The 15,816-nt window shown below is 65.7% G+C and carries 12 protein-coding genes, 1 tRNA gene and 1 pseudogene; 6 read left to right on the top strand and 8 right to left on the bottom strand.

The features are described 5' to 3' along the window. Window positions 1-36 precede the first annotated feature (36 nt). Genes ACEN9N_RS21915 through ACEN9N_RS21905 form a run of 3 tightly spaced genes read left to right on the top strand, consistent with a single transcriptional unit; the run spans window position 37 to window position 2,100 of the window. On the top strand, window positions 37-489 hold the full coding sequence (locus ACEN9N_RS21915) for a YybH family protein (RefSeq protein ID WP_007837388.1): 453 nt from the start codon (window positions 37-39) through the stop codon (window positions 487-489). After that, window positions 489-1,517, top strand: a complete 1,029-nt coding sequence (locus ACEN9N_RS21910) for a YheT family hydrolase (RefSeq protein ID WP_413331644.1) — start codon at window positions 489-491, stop codon at window positions 1,515-1,517. Before ACEN9N_RS21915 ends, ACEN9N_RS21910 begins: the two co-directional genes overlap by 1 nt. 19 nt (window positions 1,518-1,536) lie before the next feature. Continuing rightward, the gene (locus ACEN9N_RS21905) at window positions 1,537-2,100 is read left to right on the top strand and encodes a DUF2946 family protein (protein ID WP_007837384.1); all 564 of its coding nucleotides are present in this window, start codon (window positions 1,537-1,539) and stop codon (window positions 2,098-2,100) included. A 75-nt stretch (window positions 2,101-2,175) separates the two neighbouring features. On the opposite strand, the gene ACEN9N_RS21900 is transcribed toward ACEN9N_RS21905, so the two are convergent. The 4 genes from ACEN9N_RS21900 to ACEN9N_RS21885 all read right to left on the bottom strand — a co-directional run bounded on the left by ACEN9N_RS21900 (window position 2,176) and on the right by ACEN9N_RS21885 (window position 8,768). Continuing rightward, entirely contained in the window at window positions 2,176-2,778 is a 603-nt protein-coding gene (locus ACEN9N_RS21900; RefSeq protein WP_007837382.1) for a c-type cytochrome, read from the bottom strand. Window positions 2,779-2,893: 115 nt separating this feature from the next. Next, window positions 2,894-4,315 carry an efflux transporter outer membrane subunit gene (locus ACEN9N_RS21895; protein WP_495654517.1) on the bottom strand — a complete coding sequence of 474 codons (1,422 nt, stop codon included), beginning with the start codon at window positions 4,313-4,315 and terminating at the stop codon, window positions 2,894-2,896. Then, window positions 4,308-7,472, bottom strand: a complete 3,165-nt coding sequence (locus ACEN9N_RS21890) for an efflux RND transporter permease subunit (RefSeq protein ID WP_478179190.1) — start codon at window positions 7,470-7,472, stop codon at window positions 4,308-4,310. The genes ACEN9N_RS21895 and ACEN9N_RS21890 overlap by 8 nt, the downstream gene beginning before the upstream one ends. Before the next feature lie 18 nt (window positions 7,473-7,490). Continuing rightward, the gene (locus ACEN9N_RS21885) at window positions 7,491-8,768 is read right to left on the bottom strand and encodes an efflux RND transporter periplasmic adaptor subunit (RefSeq protein WP_495654516.1); all 1,278 of its coding nucleotides are present in this window, start codon (window positions 8,766-8,768) and stop codon (window positions 7,491-7,493) included. Between the two features lie 176 nt (window positions 8,769-8,944). Between ACEN9N_RS21885 and ACEN9N_RS21880 the strand changes: the two genes are divergently transcribed. Together ACEN9N_RS21880 and ACEN9N_RS21875 are read left to right on the top strand one after the other, a co-directional pair. Then, complete coding sequence (locus ACEN9N_RS21880) at window positions 8,945-9,619, top strand: TetR family transcriptional regulator (RefSeq protein ID WP_495654515.1); 675 nt, start codon at window positions 8,945-8,947, stop codon at window positions 9,617-9,619. A 43-nt stretch (window positions 9,620-9,662) separates the two neighbouring features. Next, a tRNA-Arg gene (locus ACEN9N_RS21875) sits at window positions 9,663-9,737 on the top strand. 332 nt (window positions 9,738-10,069) lie between these two features. Here ACEN9N_RS21875 and ACEN9N_RS21870 read toward each other — a convergent pair. From ACEN9N_RS21870 to ACEN9N_RS21860, 3 genes are all read right to left on the bottom strand, one after another. Beyond that, window positions 10,070-11,608, bottom strand: a complete 1,539-nt coding sequence (locus ACEN9N_RS21870; RefSeq protein WP_495654514.1) for an IS3 family transposase — start codon at window positions 11,606-11,608, stop codon at window positions 10,070-10,072. A 129-nt stretch (window positions 11,609-11,737) separates the two neighbouring features. After that, window positions 11,738-12,814, bottom strand: coding sequence for a hypothetical protein (locus tag ACEN9N_RS21865; RefSeq protein WP_495654513.1), 1,077 nt, complete (start codon window positions 12,812-12,814; stop codon window positions 11,738-11,740). Window positions 12,815-13,070: 256 nt separating this feature from the next. Then, complete coding sequence (locus ACEN9N_RS21860) at window positions 13,071-13,349, bottom strand: helix-turn-helix domain-containing protein (protein WP_495656412.1); 279 nt, start codon at window positions 13,347-13,349, stop codon at window positions 13,071-13,073. On the opposite strand from ACEN9N_RS21860, the pseudogene ACEN9N_RS21855 reads away from it, so the two are divergent. Further along, window positions 13,327-13,446 (top strand): annotated as a pseudogene (locus ACEN9N_RS21855) (tripartite tricarboxylate transporter substrate binding protein); the annotation flags it as partial. The gene ACEN9N_RS21860 and the pseudogene ACEN9N_RS21855 overlap by 23 nt on opposite strands. Window positions 13,447-13,461: 15 nt before the next feature. Here the strand turns inward: ACEN9N_RS21855 and ACEN9N_RS21850 are convergent. Continuing rightward, window positions 13,462-15,810, bottom strand: coding sequence for a CHASE2 domain-containing protein (locus ACEN9N_RS21850; RefSeq protein WP_495654512.1), 2,349 nt, complete (start codon window positions 15,808-15,810; stop codon window positions 13,462-13,464). Window positions 15,811-15,816: the final 6 nt, after the last annotated feature.

Genomic DNA, 15,816 nt, shown 5'->3' with positions numbered 1-15,816 from the left:
GTGCCGCCGTCACGCACGGCGCGGCAAAATCACGCCATGCCCAAGACCCCACTCCGCGCCGCCGCGGCCATCGGCGGCACTGCCGACGACGTCGAAGCGGCCTTCTACGAAGCGCTGCAGCGCGGCGACATCGACGCGCTGATGGCCTGCTGGGCCGACGAGGACGAGGTGTTCTGCGTGCATCCCGGCGGCCCGCGGCTGGTGGGGGCCGTGGCGATCCGCGCGGCCTTCGAGCAGATGTTCGGCAACGGCGCGATCCACGCCACGCCGGCGCGGGTGCGCAAGATCGAGTCGCTCGCCAGCGCCGTGCACAACGTGCTTGAACGCATCGAGGTGCTCACGGCCGAGGGCCCGCGCCATGCCTTCGTGCTGGCCACCAACGTCTATCACAAGACCGTCCAGGGCTGGCGCATGGTGGCGCACCATGCAAGCCCGGGCAGTGCGCGCGAACCGGACGAAGCGAACGATCCGCCGCAGGTCCTGCACTGATGTCTTCCTTCGTCGCCACCTCCGGTCCCGTTTCCGCGCCCCAGCCGCTGGACTACGCGGCGCCGCGCTGGCTGCCCGGCGGCAACCTGCAGACCATCTGGGCCGCGCTCTATGCGAAGCGCTTTGACGGGCCGGCCCCGGTCTACCGGCGCGAGCGCTGGCCCACGCCCGACAGCGACTTCATCGACGTCGACTTCGTCGATGCGCCAATGCCGGGCCCGAGGCCGTTGCTGGTGCTGTTCCACGGGCTCGAAGGCTCGTCGCGCAGCCACTACGCCGAAGCCTTTGCCGCATTCGCCGCATCTCGCGGCATGGCCTTCGCCGTGCCGCATTTCCGCGGCTGTAGCGGCGAGCTGAACCTGGCGCCGCGCGCTTACCACTCGGGCGACTTCGAGGAGATCGGCTGGATCCTCGCGCGCATGCGCGACCAGCATGCACGCAAGGGCGGCGGGCCGGTGCTGGCGGCGGGCGTGTCGCTCGGCGGCAATGCGCTGATGCGCTGGGCCTCGGAGGCGGGCGAGAGCGCCTCCGGCGTGGTGAGCGCCGTGGCATCGGTCAGCGCGCCGCTAGACCTCGCGGCGGGCGGCGAAGCCATCGGGCAGGGCTTCAACCGGCTGGTCTACACGCGCATGTTCCTCGCGACCATGAAGCCCAAGGCGCTGGCCAAGCTGGAGCAGTTCCCGGGGCTGTTCGACCGCGAGCGGCTGATGTCGTCGCGCAACCTCTACGACTTCGACAACGTCTTCACCGCCCCGCTGCACGGCTTTCGCGATACCGAGGACTACTGGACGCGCGGCTCGGCCAAGCCGCACCTGGCCTCGGTGCGCGTGCCCGCACTGGTGGTGAACGCCCGCAACGACCCGTTCATTCCCGCGGCGAGCCTGCCGAAGCCCGGCGAGGTCGGCGCGCATGTCACGCTGTGGCAGCCCGCGCACGGCGGGCACGTCGGCTTTCCAATGGGCCCGCCGCCGGGGCATGTGCGCGGCATGCCGGAGCGGGTCGGCGGCTGGCTGGCAACGCACGTCTGAGGGCGAGCAAAATAGCGCGATGGACGACATCGTCAAACAAGCCCTCGCCAAATGGCCCAACGTGCCGCACTGTTACGGCTGGCTCGGCCTCGACGCGCGCGGCAACTGGTACATGCGCGACGACCGCACCCAGGCCATGGGCCCGTTCCGCGCGGCCAAGGGCTCGATGCTCAGGCACGACAAGCTGATCGACTTCATCCACCGCAACTACGAGCACGACGACGAGGGCCAGTGGTTCTTCCAGAACGGGCCGCAGCGCGTGTATGTGGAGCTGGAGGCTGCGCCGCTGGTGTGGCGCGTGGCCGAAAAGGAGGGCGGTGGGTTCACCGTCACGTCCCACACCGGCAAGGCGGTGGAGGTATCGGGCTGCCTGCTCGATGGTGAAGGCCGGCTCTATCTGGTCTCGCCCCTCGGGCTTGGACTGGTGCACACGCAGGACGTGGGCATCGCCGCCGAGGCGGTCGAGCGAGGCCTGTGGACGCCGGAGGCGGTGCAGGCCAGCGAACTGCCCGACCGCTTCGGCCATGTGCTGAGCCCGGCGCAGCGCCATGCCGGCACGGCTTCCGCGCCGGCGAAGCCCTGAACTCCGCAGCCTGCCGATCCGCCAATGAAGAAAGCCGGCGCTGGGCCGGCTTCTTCGTGTGACTAGGGGAAACGCTTACTTGGCAGGAGCACTGGCCGCAGAGGCTGCGCCTTCAGCGGGGGCTGCGGCTGCCGGGCGGTCGGGCACCGGGAACTTGGCGCCGCCGGCATTGGCCATGTAGACCACGGCGCGGCCCACTTCGAGGTCTTCGAAGTCGCCGCCACCTTGCGCGGGCATGGCGCCCTTGCCCTTCAGGGCATGTTCGAGGAGGGTGGCATAGCCCTGGCCGATGCGCGGGCCCCAGGCGGCCGCGTCCTGGAAGTGCGGTGCGCCGGGAATGCCGGGCGCGCCGTGGCAGGCGACGCACTGGGCCTTGAACACGGCCTCGCCTGCAGCGAGCGGGCGGTTGGCGTCTCGGATCTCGATGGTGCCGACCTTCCTGAGGCGTTCGGCCACTTCGCGGTCGCGCGCTTCCTTGGTCACGCCGTAGAGCGCCATGTTGTCGCCTTCCGCGGTGCCGGCGGGCTTGGTGCCCGAGACCACGTAGGAGACAAGACCCACGATGATCAGGATCGGGGCAATGAAGGAGAAAAATACCGCGAGCAGCAGTTGCTTCGGGTTCTTGATCGGCCCGGTGTGGGCTTCTTCTGTGGCCTGGTAATGCGGGTCTGCGCTCATTGGCGTCCTCAATAACGGGGGCTCGTCGGGGGGCTTTTCCTAACCAACCGGCGATTATAGAGAGGCCCCTTGCCCGAAGGGACAAGGGACCACCCTTATCGAGCGCCTCGGCGCATCAACCCTTGTCGCGTGCGGCCCAGCCGCCGCCCAGCGTCTTGTACAGCGTGACCTGGTTCTGCAACTGCAGCAGGCGTGTCGTCACGGCCGATTGCTGCGCAGTGAACAGCGAGCGCTGCGCGTCGAGCAGATCGAGCGCGCTGGCAATGCCGTTGCGGTAGCGCAAGTCGGAGAGCTTGAAGCGCACGGCTTCCGCGTCGGCCTGCGCACGCTGCGCGCGCACCTGCTCGCCCAGCGTGGCGCGGCCCGCGAGCGCATCGGCCACTTCGCGGAACGCCGTCTGGATCGACTTCTCGTACTGCGCCACCGCGATCTCGCGCCCGGCCTTGGCCGAGTCGAGCGTGGCGATGTTGCGGCCGGCATTGAAGATCGGCAGTGTCACCGACGGCGCGAACGACCAGGCCTTGGAGCCGCGGTCGAACAGGCCCGAGAACTCGCTGCTCGCGGTGCCGATGGAGCTCGTCAGCGACACGCGCGGGAAGAAGTTCGCGCGCGCGGCGCCGATGTTGGCGTTGGCCGCGATCAGCTGCTGCTCGGCCGAACGGATGTCGGGCCGCTCGGCCAGCAGGTCCGAAGGCAGGCCAGCCGGCACGTCGGGCATCGGCTTGATCCCGTCGAGGCCCTTGATTCCGCCCGACGTGGCTTCGGCCGGCACCGGCGCGCCCAGCAGCAGGGCGAGGGCGTTCTCGTCCTGCAGGCGCGCACGCTGCTGCTGCGCATAGGAAGCGCGCGCCGTTTCCAGCAGCGAGTTCGCGGCCTGGAAGTCGAGCTCCGACGACACGCCGTTGTCGAAGCGCATCTTCGTGAGGCGCACCGACTCCTCGCGCGTGACCATCGTCTGGCGCGTGATCTCCAGCAACTCGTCGTCGGCCAACAGCGTGAGCCAGCCGTTGGCGACCGACGCGATCAGGCTGATCTGCACCGCCTTGCGCGTCTCGTCCGTGGCGAGGTACTGCGCCAGCGCCTGGTCCTTCAGCGCGCGGATGCGGCCGAAGAAGTCGATTTCCCAGGACGTGAAGCCGACGCTGACGCTGTACTGCGAGGCCACGCTGCCGGCGCTGCTGTTGTAGACCTGAGCCGGGTTGGGGCTCGAGCGCGAGCCGCTGCCCGTCAGGCCGAGTGCCGGGAACAGATTCGAGCGCTCGATCTGGAACTGCGCGCGCGCCTGCTCGATGTTGAGCACCGACACCCGCAGGTCGCGGTTGTTCGTGAGCGCCGTCTGGATCAGGCCCGCGAGCCGCGGGTCGGTGAAGAAGTCCTGCCAGGGCAGGTTGGCCGCGGCCTGGCCGGGCGGTTGCGCCGGGTCGCCCGGGAAGGTGGTCGGCACCGGCGCCGCGGGACGCTCGTAGGTCGGAATCAGCGAGCAGCCAGCCAGCAGCATTGCCGCGGCCAGGGCTGTGGGAATCAATTTTTTAGTCATGTGCTTTCTCTTCCGTGATGCCGGCGGCTTCCGCATGCCGCTTGTCGACCTCATGCTGGCGCGCACTGCCCTTGAACAGCGTGCGCACCACGACGAAGAACACCGGAACGAAGATCACGGCGAGTGCCGTACCCGTCACCATGCCGCCGAGCACACCCGTGCCGATGGCGCGCTGGCTGGCCGAACCGGCGCCCGAGGCGATCACAAGCGGCACCACGCCCAGGCCGAAGGCCAGCGAGGTCATGATGATCGGGCGGAAACGCAGATGGGCCGCGGCCAGCGCCGCTTCGATGACGCCCTTGCCCTGCGCCTGCAGATCCTTGGCGAACTCGATGATCAGAATCGCGTTCTTCGCCGAGAGGCCGATGATGGTGATCAGCCCCACCTGGAAGTACACGTCGTTCGAATAGGCGCGCAGCATCGTGGCCAGCAGCACGCCCAGCACGCCGAGCGGCACCACCAGAATCACCGACAGCGGGATCGTCCAGCTTTCGTACAGCGCGGCCAGGCACAGGAACACCGCCAGGATCGCGAAGCCGTACAGGATGATGGCCTGCGAACCCGCGAGCTTTTCTTCACGCGACTGGCCGGTCCATTCGAAGCCGAAGCCTTGCGGCAGCTGCTTGGCCAGCTTTTCCATCTCGGCCATGGCGGCGCCCGTGCTGAAGCCCGCGGCGGCGGAGCCGCTGATGCGGATCGCGGGATAGCCGTTGTAGCGCACCGTCTGCGTGGCGCCCGTGACCCACTTGGTGGTCGCGAAGGCCGACAGCGGCACCGGCTGGCCCTGCGTGTTGCTGGCGTTCAGCTTGAGCAGGTCGTCGGGCTGCATGCGTGCGGGCGCATCGGCCTGCACCACCACGCGCTGCAGGCGGCCGCGGTTCGGGAAGTCGTTGATGTAGCTCGAACCCAGGCCCGTCGACAGCGTTGCGTTGATCGCATCGAAGGTCACGCCCAGGGCGCTGGCTTTGTCGCGGTCGATGTCGATCTGCAGTTGCGGCGCGTCTTCCAGGCCGTCGGGGCGAACCTGCGTCAGGATCTTGCTCTGCGAAGCCATGCCCAGCAGCTGGTTGCGTGCGTTGATCAGCGCCTCGTGGCCTGCGCCCGAGCGGTCCTGCAGCCGGAAGCTGAAACCGCTCGCGTTGCCCAGTTCGGGAATGGGCGGCGGGCTCAACGGGTAGATGAAGGCGTCGCGGATGCCCGAGAGCGCCCCGAAGGCACGTCCGGCCAGCGCGCTGGCCGAGTGGGCCGGATCCTTGCGTTCTTCCCAGTCCTTGAGCGTCACGAAGGCGAGGCCCGCGTTCTGGCCCTGGCCCGAGAAGCTGAAGCCCATCACGCCCACCATGCTCTGCACTTCGGGCTGCTTCAGGATGAAGCCTTCGACCTGCTGCATGACCGACAGCGCACGCTCTTGCGTCGCACCCGGCGGCAGCTGCACGTTGACGATGATGTTGCCCTGGTCTTCTTCCGGCAGGAAGGAGCTCGGCAGGCGCGTGTAGGTGAACACCACCGCGCCGATGATCGCGACGTAGATGACCAGGTAGCGCGCGGCGCGGCGCAGGATGCGCGCGACGATGCCTTCGTAGCCCTTGGCCGTGCGCGTGAAACCGCGGTTGAACCAGCCGAAGAAGCCGGTCTTCTCATGGTGGTGGCCGGCTTCCACTGGCTTGAGCAGCGTGGCGCACAGCGCCGGCGTGAGCGACAGCGCCATGAAGGCCGAGAAGCCGATCGACGTCACCATCACCGCCGAGAACTGGCGGTAGATGTTGCCCGTCGAACCCGCGAAGAACGCGAGCGGCACGAACACCGAGATCAGCACCACCGTCACGCCGATGATGGCGCCGGAGATCTGCCTCATGGCCTTGCGCGCGGCTTCGAGCGGCGAGAGCCCCTCCTCGCTCATGATGCGCTCGACGTTCTCCACCACCACGATGGCATCGTCCACCACGATGCCGATCACCAGCACCATGCCGAACATGGTCAGCACGTTGATCGAGAAGCCGAGTGCGAGCAGCGAGGCGAACGTGCCCAGCAGCGAGATGGGCACCACGATGGTCGGGATGAGCGTGTAGCGCCAGTTCTGCAGGAACAGGAACATCACGATGAACACCAGCGCCACGGCTTCCAGCAGCGTCTTGACCACTTCGGTGATCGAGATCTGCACGAAGCGCGAGCTGTCGTATGGAATGTTCCACTTCACGCCCGGCGGAAAGAAGCGCTCGAGCTCGGTCATCTTGGCGCGGATCGCCTTGGCCGACTGCAGCGCATTGCCGTTCGGCGTGGGCTGCACGCCGATGCCGACCGCGGGCACGCCGTTCAGGCGCGCCGAGGTCGCATACGACTGGCCGCCGAGCTCGACGCGTGCCACGTCCTTCAGCCGCACGGTCGAGCCGTCGGTGTTGGCGCGCAGCACGATGTTCTTGAACTGCTCCACGTTGGCGAGCTGGCCGTTCACCACCACGGTGGCCGCGATGGCCTGGCCGGGAATGTTGGGCAGGTCGCCGATCGTGCCGGAGGACACCTGGGCGTTCTGCGCCTTGATCGCGTTGTTCACGTCGGTGGCCGACAGGTTGAAGCCCTGCAGCTTGGCCGGATCGATCCACACGCGCATCGCGTTCTCGGTGCCGAACAGCTGGGCCTGGCCCACGCCCACCACGCGTTGCAGCTCGGGCACGATGTTGCGCGAGGCGTAGTCGCCGAGCGCGACGGGGTCGAAGTTCGGGTTGTCCGAAGACAGCATCGCAAACAGCAGGAAGTTGTTGCGCGACTTGTCCACGCGCACACCCTGCTGTGTCACGGCGGCCGGCAGGCGCGGCGTGGCGCGCGAGAGCCGGTTCTGCACATCCACCTGCGCGAGGTCGGGGTTGGTGCCCGCTTCGAAGCTGATCGTGATGGAGCCGGTGCCGTCGGCCTGGGCCACCGATTCCATGTAGATCAGGCCCGGCGAGCCGTTCATCTCGCGCTCGATGACGGACAGCACGCTGTCCTCCAGCGTCTGCGCCGAGGCGCCGGGATAGGCGGTGTTGATGACGATGGCGGGCGGCGCCACCGGCGGGTACTGCGAGATCGGCAGCTGGGTGATTGCCACGCTGCCCATCACCAGGATGAACAGCGCGATCACCCACGCGAAGATCGGGCGGTCGATGAAAAATTTGGCCATTTGCGGGCGCTTTCCTGATTACTTCTTGTCGGTCTTCTCGGCCGCGGCAGCCGCCGCCGGTGCGGCCCCCGCAGCGGCGGGCGCGGCTGCGGCATTCGGGTTGGGTTTGGTCCACGGCACTGCCTTCACCGGCGTGCCGGGCGGCATCATCTGCAGCTTCTGGAAGCCGTCGACCATCACCTGCTCACCGGCCTTCAGGCCATCGAGCACCACCCACTGGTTGTCCTTGGCGGCGCTGATCTTCACGGTGCGCTTGCTGATCTTGCCGTCCTTGTCGACCACCGACACCGTGTCGCCCTGCTGGGTGCGCGTGACGGCCTGCTGCGGCAGCGTGATCGCGTTGGTGGCCTGCGCCTGTTCGAGCTTCACCCGCACATACAGGCCGGGCAGCAGTTCGCCCTTGGGATTGGGCACTTCGGCGCGCAGCGTGACCTGGCCGGTGGTGGAGTCGACCGTGAGGTCGGAGAACAGCAGCTTGCCTTCCAGCGGGTAGTCGCTGCCGTCTTCCAGCACCACGCGGATGCTCGCGGCTTCCTCGCCGCTCGCGCGCTTGTACTGGCCGGCGGCCACCGCGCGGCGCAGCTTCATCGCGTCGGAGGCCGACTGCGTGAAGTTCACGTACAGCGGGTTGATCTGCTGCACCACCGCGAGCTCGGTGGCGTCGCCCTGGCCCACCAGCGCACCTTCGGTGACGAGGGCGCGGCCGATGCGGCCCGCGATGGGCGAGGTCACGTCGGCATAGCCGAGGTTGATCTTGGCCGTCTGCACCGCGGCGCGCCCGGCGGCCACGTCGGCTTCGGCCGTTTTCTGCGAGGCCACGGCCGTTGCGTATTCCTGCTTGCTCACCGCATTGGCCTCGACCAGCGGCTTGTAGCGCTCGGCCAGGGCCTTGGCCTGCACCGCGTTGGCTTCGGCGCGCGCCAGCGTGGCCTGGGCGTTCTGTGCGGCCGCCACCAGCGGTGCCGGGTCGATGCGGAACAGCAGCTGGCCGGCCTTCACGTCGCTGCCTTCGCGGAATTCGCGCTTCAGCAGGATGCCCGAGGCGCGGGCGCGAACCTGCGCCACGCGCGAGGCTTCGAGCCGGCCCGGCAGTTCGGTCACCAGGCCCACGTCGCCCGGTGTGGCAACCACCACCCCCACCTCTGGCGCGGGGCGGGCGCCGCCGCCGGCACCGCCACCCGGGCCGGCAGGCGCATCGCCCTTGGAACAGGCCGCGAGCACCAACACCACAGCAGCGGCCACGATCGCGAGGCGCGGCGAAAACGAGGAATGACGCGAAACATGCAGGAGAGGCATGCGAATCCTTTGAAGCAAAGACGGGAGATGGCGCGTTCGCGGAGCGAACGGAAAGCCAGCATAAACAGCCGGGCCATCGGGGAAGCCCGGTAGTTTACATACATTCATGGATGTATAGTGACAGCATCGAATGGCCCCACGAATCGGAAAGGGCTTGGCTTTGCAAATTGGGAGACTTGGTGGCACGTCGTACGAAGGAAGAGGCACTGGCCACGCGGAATCGCTTGCTCGATGCCGCGGAGCTGCTGTTTCAGGCGCAAGGCGTCTCGCAGACCTCGCTGCAGCAGATTGCGCAGCAGGCCGGGGCCACGCGCGGCGCCATCTATTGGCACTTCAAGGACAAGGCCGCCCTCTTCAACGCGATGATGGAGCGCGTCATCCTCCCGCTGGAGGCCGGCCCCCGGGCCGCCGCCGCGGCCGTGGGCATTGACGACGACCCCCTGGCCGAAATAGAGGAGGGCATGGTGCACGCCCTCACCCTCATGACCACCGACCCCCAGGTGCGCCGCGTGTTCGACGTGGCCACCCACAAGGTCGAATACACCCACGACATGGCCTCGGTGCAGCAGCGCCACCTGAGCGCGCGCAACGCCTGCGTGAGCGATTTCGAAAAAGCCCTGCGCCTGGCCGCGCGGCGCGACCGCATCAAGCTGCCCGTGCCCGGCGACGTGGCGGCCCAGGGCCTGCACGCGCTGATCAGCGGGCTCATCCAGAACTGGCTGCTCGACCCCACCGCCTTCGACCTGGTGCCCACCGGCCGGCGCACCTTCAACGTTTACCTGGCCGGACTGGGCTTTGCGCGGAACTTGGCGGCGGGCATCGGAAACGAAGCTGAAGAAGTCGCCGCCTGATGGGCGATAATGCGTGGCTCCGGTTCTGCCGGAGCCCAGATTCCTCGCTGTATTTCAACGGATAGAATTCGGCCCTCCGAAGGCTGAGATCCAGGTTCGATTCCTGGCGGCGGGACCAGATACCAGCTTCATTCCGTCTCACAACCCGCGTGCTTCATAGGCACGGCGGGTTTTTCTTTGTCCGTCACCGGCTCACGTCGTACACCTGTCGGTACTTTCCCGGAACTTATGTAGGTACCCGGTTGGAGCTCGATGATGTACCTCGATGCCACTAATCTCTGAGACTATTTGGTTACATGCCTTACAGTCGGACGTATGCCGGTGGTCACCTTAAAAAGCCGGGTTCGTATGGAGGCTTGCTTTGCCCCGTTCTCTACAAACAGCCGATTGGCTGTTGTTTACCGTCGAAAATTGACCCAGCGGGGGTGCGGATAAAAACTTGGACTGGTTTTATGCTGCAAGTCCAAGGCTCACCCGGTATTCGATGGGGCTGAGGGAGCCGAGAGAGATCTTGATTCTCTTCTCGTTGTACCAGCGGATGTACGAGTCGACCGCCTCGATGAATTGCTCAATGGTGGCATTCTTCCAGTCCCGAGGATAGAACAGCTCGTTCTTCAGTCGACCGAAGAAGCCTTCGCAAGCGGCGTTGTCAGGTGAGCATGCCTTGCGGGACATCGAGCGTGTGAGGTTCGCGTCGCTCATTCTTGATAGCCAACCAGGCCAGCGGTAGTGGCCGCCCCGATCGGAGTGAACCACAGGCCGGTCTGTCGTTTCGGCCACTGTCTCGATGGCTGCATCCAGCATCGTGTTGACCAACTCGGCGTCCGGACTGGTCCCAATCGTCCAGCTGACGACCATTCCATCGAAGCAGTCGATGATCGGCGAGAGGTACACCTTGCCAGCCGGGATCTGGAACTCCGTGATATCCGTAAGCCATTTCTCATTAGGGACTGCGGCCTGGAAGTCGCGGTTGATGAGGTTCTCAGGCGCTGGACTGATCTCGCCAAGGTATGACGCATACCTACGCTTCCTGGGCTTTGGAACAACCAGGCTTTCCTGCTTCATCAACCGCTGCACGACCTTCTCGGAGATCGCGACGTCCTGTCTGGTGAGCGAAGCTTGCAGCCTGCGGTAGCCATAGCAGCGATGGTTCGACTCAAAGATGTCGGTGATGGATTGCCGCACCTCCAGGTACTTGTCGCCCACCGCTGCGCGGGCCCGATGGTAGAAGTACGAGCTACGCGCAAGATCCAACTGTGCAAGGAGCTCTGGCAGGCCATAGTGCTCCCTGAGGGCGTCAATCAGCAGTGTCTTCTCCCGGTTGGACAGGAGCTGCAGGTCGACGCCCAGGCCTTTTTTTAACAGTTCGTTGGCCTTGTTCAAGAGATCCTGCTCGAGGCGCAGTTGCCTGACTTCGCGGCGCAGTGACTCAACCTGGCGCTCGAGCTCGTCGCGCTCTTGCGACGGCGGAGATTGATTGGTACTTTTCATGGATGCGGGTGCCTCACGTCCCAGAAGTTGATTCTTCCAGTTGTACAGCGTTGGCCGGCACACGCCGAACTTGTCGGCTACAGCTTGCGCACTTGCCTCACGCGTGCAAAGCTCCATGACTCCCGCTTGCATCAGCTCCCCGGAATATCTTCGTCGCCCCACACTGCCGACGACTGTTCTTCTAGCCTCAGGAAGGGCCTCGCGAACCCACGCGGTCAGTGTCCCTCTGCCGGGGTAGCCCAATGCCCTCATGGTGGCAGCAATGCAGCGGTCGTGAGAGAGGTAGTGCTCGATAGCTGCCGCTTTTTGTTCCTGCGAGAACTTGGGTCTCCGGCCCGCATAGCCCGCTGGCAAGTCGAGCTTCTGCTGGTATTCGCTGTACCAGCCCTTCAGAGAATTCTTTGTTGGATAACCCAGCTGGCGGATGGTGGGTCTGACGCGTTTGCCAAGCTTGATGTAGAGCTCAACGGCTCGAATCCGATCTTCGTAGGAATACACGAACTACCTCCTGGTAGTCCAAGTTTTCGTCCGCACCCCCCTAGGATCAGAGATCGGCGGAATCCAACACGAGGATCGTCCAGCGACGTGAGCGCGTTTCCGCCCTTACTCGAATTCGCAAGTTGCTCGTCACCTCGCCTTTGTCGGCTTGCCGCGAACTGCCCATATCACGACGTCCTCCTTTCGGAGGATCAAACGATCACTCGTTCCAGCTATCGCCGCTCTTGGCTCCACCACGATCTGACCGCCTATTCGCGAACGAAGAAAGACGTTTCTGAGGATGCCTTGCGCTCCGGGCGCTCCAGCACAGCGAAGACTGGTCGCTGCGCTCGAACGCAGCGCGTCACACGCTGGAGCGGAAAGGACGAGATCGACATCCTTCAACTCGCCAAACCCCAAAGCACGGACCGTGATTGCGGAAAAGGTAGTGAAGCTTCCCGTCATGAGTACCAAAACAAGAAGACTTACGAGACTCATTGCAGGCCCAGCCAACCAAGCCCCTCTCGTCGGCAGTCTGGCCGTCATGACATTGAAGCCGATAACGAATAGCAGCCAAGCACCGATCAGGCCAAGGATCAACCAATCCGCATGATCGCTATCGGCTGCGAACTGGAGCGCAAAATGCACGGCCATAAGCATGCCGAGAAGCCACATGAAGCTGGTGGACGCAAGTGCCCAGACCTTACCGATATAGGAAGGCGCAGGATGGTCCGACGGCTGCATTCCAACGGGCAAGACGTGAGCGCTGATAAGCGCTGTAGCGACCAGTAGTCCGCCCATCGCCGCCGTCGTGGCCTGCTCGCTCAAAAGCGGCGAGTCCTTAAAAAGGACTGCATCGACGATGATGAAGGCAATCGAAAGTAGAGACGGGACGATGGCGGTCGCCAGGATTGTTCCACTCACTTCAAGGCGAACGTCATCCATCATGTGACGGGTCGTCAGTCCCGGCACGGCCAGCACGAACACAGCGGCGCACATGGTCCCCAGACCGACGAGCGCGGCAGCCATTAGCAACGCGGTCGATCCGGCGAGATCTACGTCCGGCATAAATCTGATGCGAAGGAAGAAGCCCAGCAGGACAAGGCCCCCCGTCGCCAGCGCGAGAGCGGAGAGAGTGGCGATAGGGGTCTGCTGGAAGTGCTGAATCCACCAAGCGATAGGCCGAACCTGCAAGCGCTCGGTGCGTCGTGCTTTACTACGGATCATGCGAGACCGCCCTTCGGCGCTTGATCCTGAGACGCGTCCACCAAATCGGCCGCGTCCGATCGAGTAGTCATCGCCTTTGAAAACCTAAATCGGATGCATGAGTAAGGCATACATGAGCATAGCCGCTCAGGCTCAAGCCGCGCTTGTTGGCAACTGATCTTGCGGGAGTGGCCATTGAAAAACTTTCTGTGTATGCCCGAAGATCGTCCCTGCTTGGCGGGTCAGCTTGCTTTTCGTATAGGCAAGCACCTGCGCTCTAGCTTCTGCGGGAGGGTTTGCGTGCAGGCTTCATCGGCTTGTTTAGTACGGCCTGGTTCTTTCTTCGCAGCAAACCGCCCTCCGATGTCGGGGCGTTAGTAGCAACGATCCCCTCGAAAAGCACAGGCAGTGTTGTGTCCAAGCTGTGGCACAGCGTCGCCAGGGTCATCAAAGAGGGATTGATGTAGCCCCCTTCGAGCTTGGATATCCGCGACCGTTCGATTTCGGCGTCGTAGGCCAAAGCTACCTGCGTCTTGCCTGCTGTCGGCGTCGAGATCCAGAGCGGAACGCCACAGGCATACGCCGCCTTGATCAAGTCAGATCTCGCCAAGTGGGGCAAGGTCGTCAAGGAGGCGGGGATCCAGCCGGAGTGAGGCCGCCGCACGATTTCAGGGCAAGCTGCCGCGAAGCGGAAGGCTGATCCAGAAGGTCGTGCCCGCGCCGGTCGCACTCGCGGCCTCGATGTGCCCGCCATGGCGCCGCAGCACCGTGCGCACCACCGCAAAGCCCAGTCCCATGCCCCGGCGCCTGATGGGTGCATGGGGCTCATCGGCCGAACCATGCATCACGTCGTCGTTGCTGCGCGGCGGCCGCGTTCCGTTCAGGAGGCTGCTCAGTTGCGCATGGGACATGCCCTCGCCGTCGTCGCTGACCGCGATGAAGGCCCGCGCATCTTTCTCTGCCCCGGCGCCGGGCTCGGCCGCGAGGCAGAGCGTGATGCGCCCGCCCGCGGCGCTGTGGCGAATGGCGTTGTTCAGCAGGTTCACGATCGCGCGAGTGAGCAGCACACCGTCGGCATGCATGGCGAGTTCATCGGCGTCGCTGATGCGGGTCTCGATCTGCACCTGGCTGGCGCGCGCATACGGCCAGACCTGGTCGCGCGCGTCGAGCAGCACGGTGCCGAGGTGGGTGTCTTCCATGCTGTAGTCGTCGGAGCCTGCTTCCACGAAGTCCATGAATCCTTCCGCCAGGCTCACGGTGCGCTCGGCTTCGCGGCGCACCGCGTGCAGCAGCACGTCGATGCTTTCCGTGGGCCTGTACATCGACAGCAGGCTGAGGATCGTCATCTGGGGGCTGCGCAGATCGTGCGACAGCAGGCGGCGCCATTCTTCCCGCTGGTTCTGCGCCTCGCGCTCGGCGGTCATTTCGGGCAGCACGACGATCCAGTTGCGATCGCCGGCTTCGGTGGTGCCGAAGGCTTCGGCTTCGAGCTGAAAGATGCGGCCGTCGGATGTCCGGTACTCGCGCCGCAGATCCTCGCTCCAGTGGGCGCCGACGGCTTCGATGCCCTCGCTCGCAACGCCGCCAAGGCTGCCGAGCAGGGTCGGCAGGTGCATGCCATGGGGCGGCCGTGCCGGGGCGTGCATGGTGGCGCGCAAGGTTTCGTCGAGCAGCCGCTGCGCCGCGGCATTGCTCGAACCGATGCAGCCGGTGTCATCGCAGATCAGCACGGCTGCCGGCATGATCTGGAGCGCCTCGTCCATCAGCGTCTGCATGCGGCCGATTCGCGCAATCGCGCGGTCGAGCGCCTGCTGCGGATTTGCCGGCGGAGCCTGCATCGGGAGGGCCAGGGCCGCCAGCGCCTGGAAAGCGCTCGCTGGCAGGCTGTCGAGTGTTCTCGCGCGCTGGCGGAAGTAGACGAACTGCGATTCGAGCCGGCGCCAACTCCACAGCAGGTAGAGCGCCAGCATGCCGAGGATGGGGGCCGCCGGCGGGAGCCACCAGTGCAGCAACGGCATGGCCAGCACGCAGAGCAGCAACCACGAGAGCGCGAGGCCGGAAATGAATACCAGCGCATGGCGCCTGGCATGCACCAGGAGCAACAGCACCAGCCAGATCGGCAAAGTGGTCCAGGCGGCATATGCCAGCGGTGCCGGCATGCGCACGTTGCGGCCGTGCAGCAGTCCGTCGATCAGGTTGGCATGCACCTCGATGCCCGGCAGTGCGGCGACGCCCGCGTTCGGCGTCGGCACCTGGCCGCCCAGGCCGTGCGCCGTGGCGCCGACCAGCAGCAGCTTGCCCTGCAGCAGCGCCGCCGGAACCTCGCCACGCAGAACGCTCGCATAGGACACCGTGCGGTAGCTGCCCCGGGCCCCGGCGAAGAACATGCGCACGGGTTGCTCGTGCTTCCAGGCGCCAGGCGCGATCGCTGCAGGCTCGGCTTCGAGCTCGGCCGCCGACCCGTACCCGGCCATCAGCGCGCCCACGTAATATTGACCACGGCCAGCCGGACCTTCGCGCAGATACAGCGTGCGCGACACGCCGTCCCCATCGAGCGCCAGCTCCGCATGGCCGACACCGCGCGCATGGGCGGCGAACACCGGCAAGGGCGGCAGGAAGCCCGGCCAGCGGCCCGGCGAAGGCGCAGTGCCGCTGTCGCGCAGCATCGGCAGGTAGACGGGCAAGCGATCCATGGCCCGGGCCAACTGCTCGTCGTCTCCGGCATCGGGGCTGGGTTCTGTCAGGAACAGATTGAGCAGCACTGCTCGGGGTGCTGCCGGTGCGAGTTGTTCCAGAAGCCGTGCATAGGTTTCGCGCCGCCAGGGCCAGCGTCCCAACTCGCGCAAGCTTCGCTCGTCGATCGCAATGATCAGGATGTCCGGCGACGCCGGGGGCGCGGCGAGCGGCAGCACGGAGTCGTAGACCATCGTGTCGAGCATTTGCAGCCAGCCGGGCCGATCGACGAGCCACAGCATGGCGGCGGGCAGCAGCAGCGCAATCAGCAGCCGCGCGACCATTGCACG

This window comes from Variovorax sp. Varisp46 (assembly GCF_059491885.1).
Note: the sequence above shows the minus strand (reverse complement) of the source record. Positions and strands in the feature narration are given on the sequence as shown.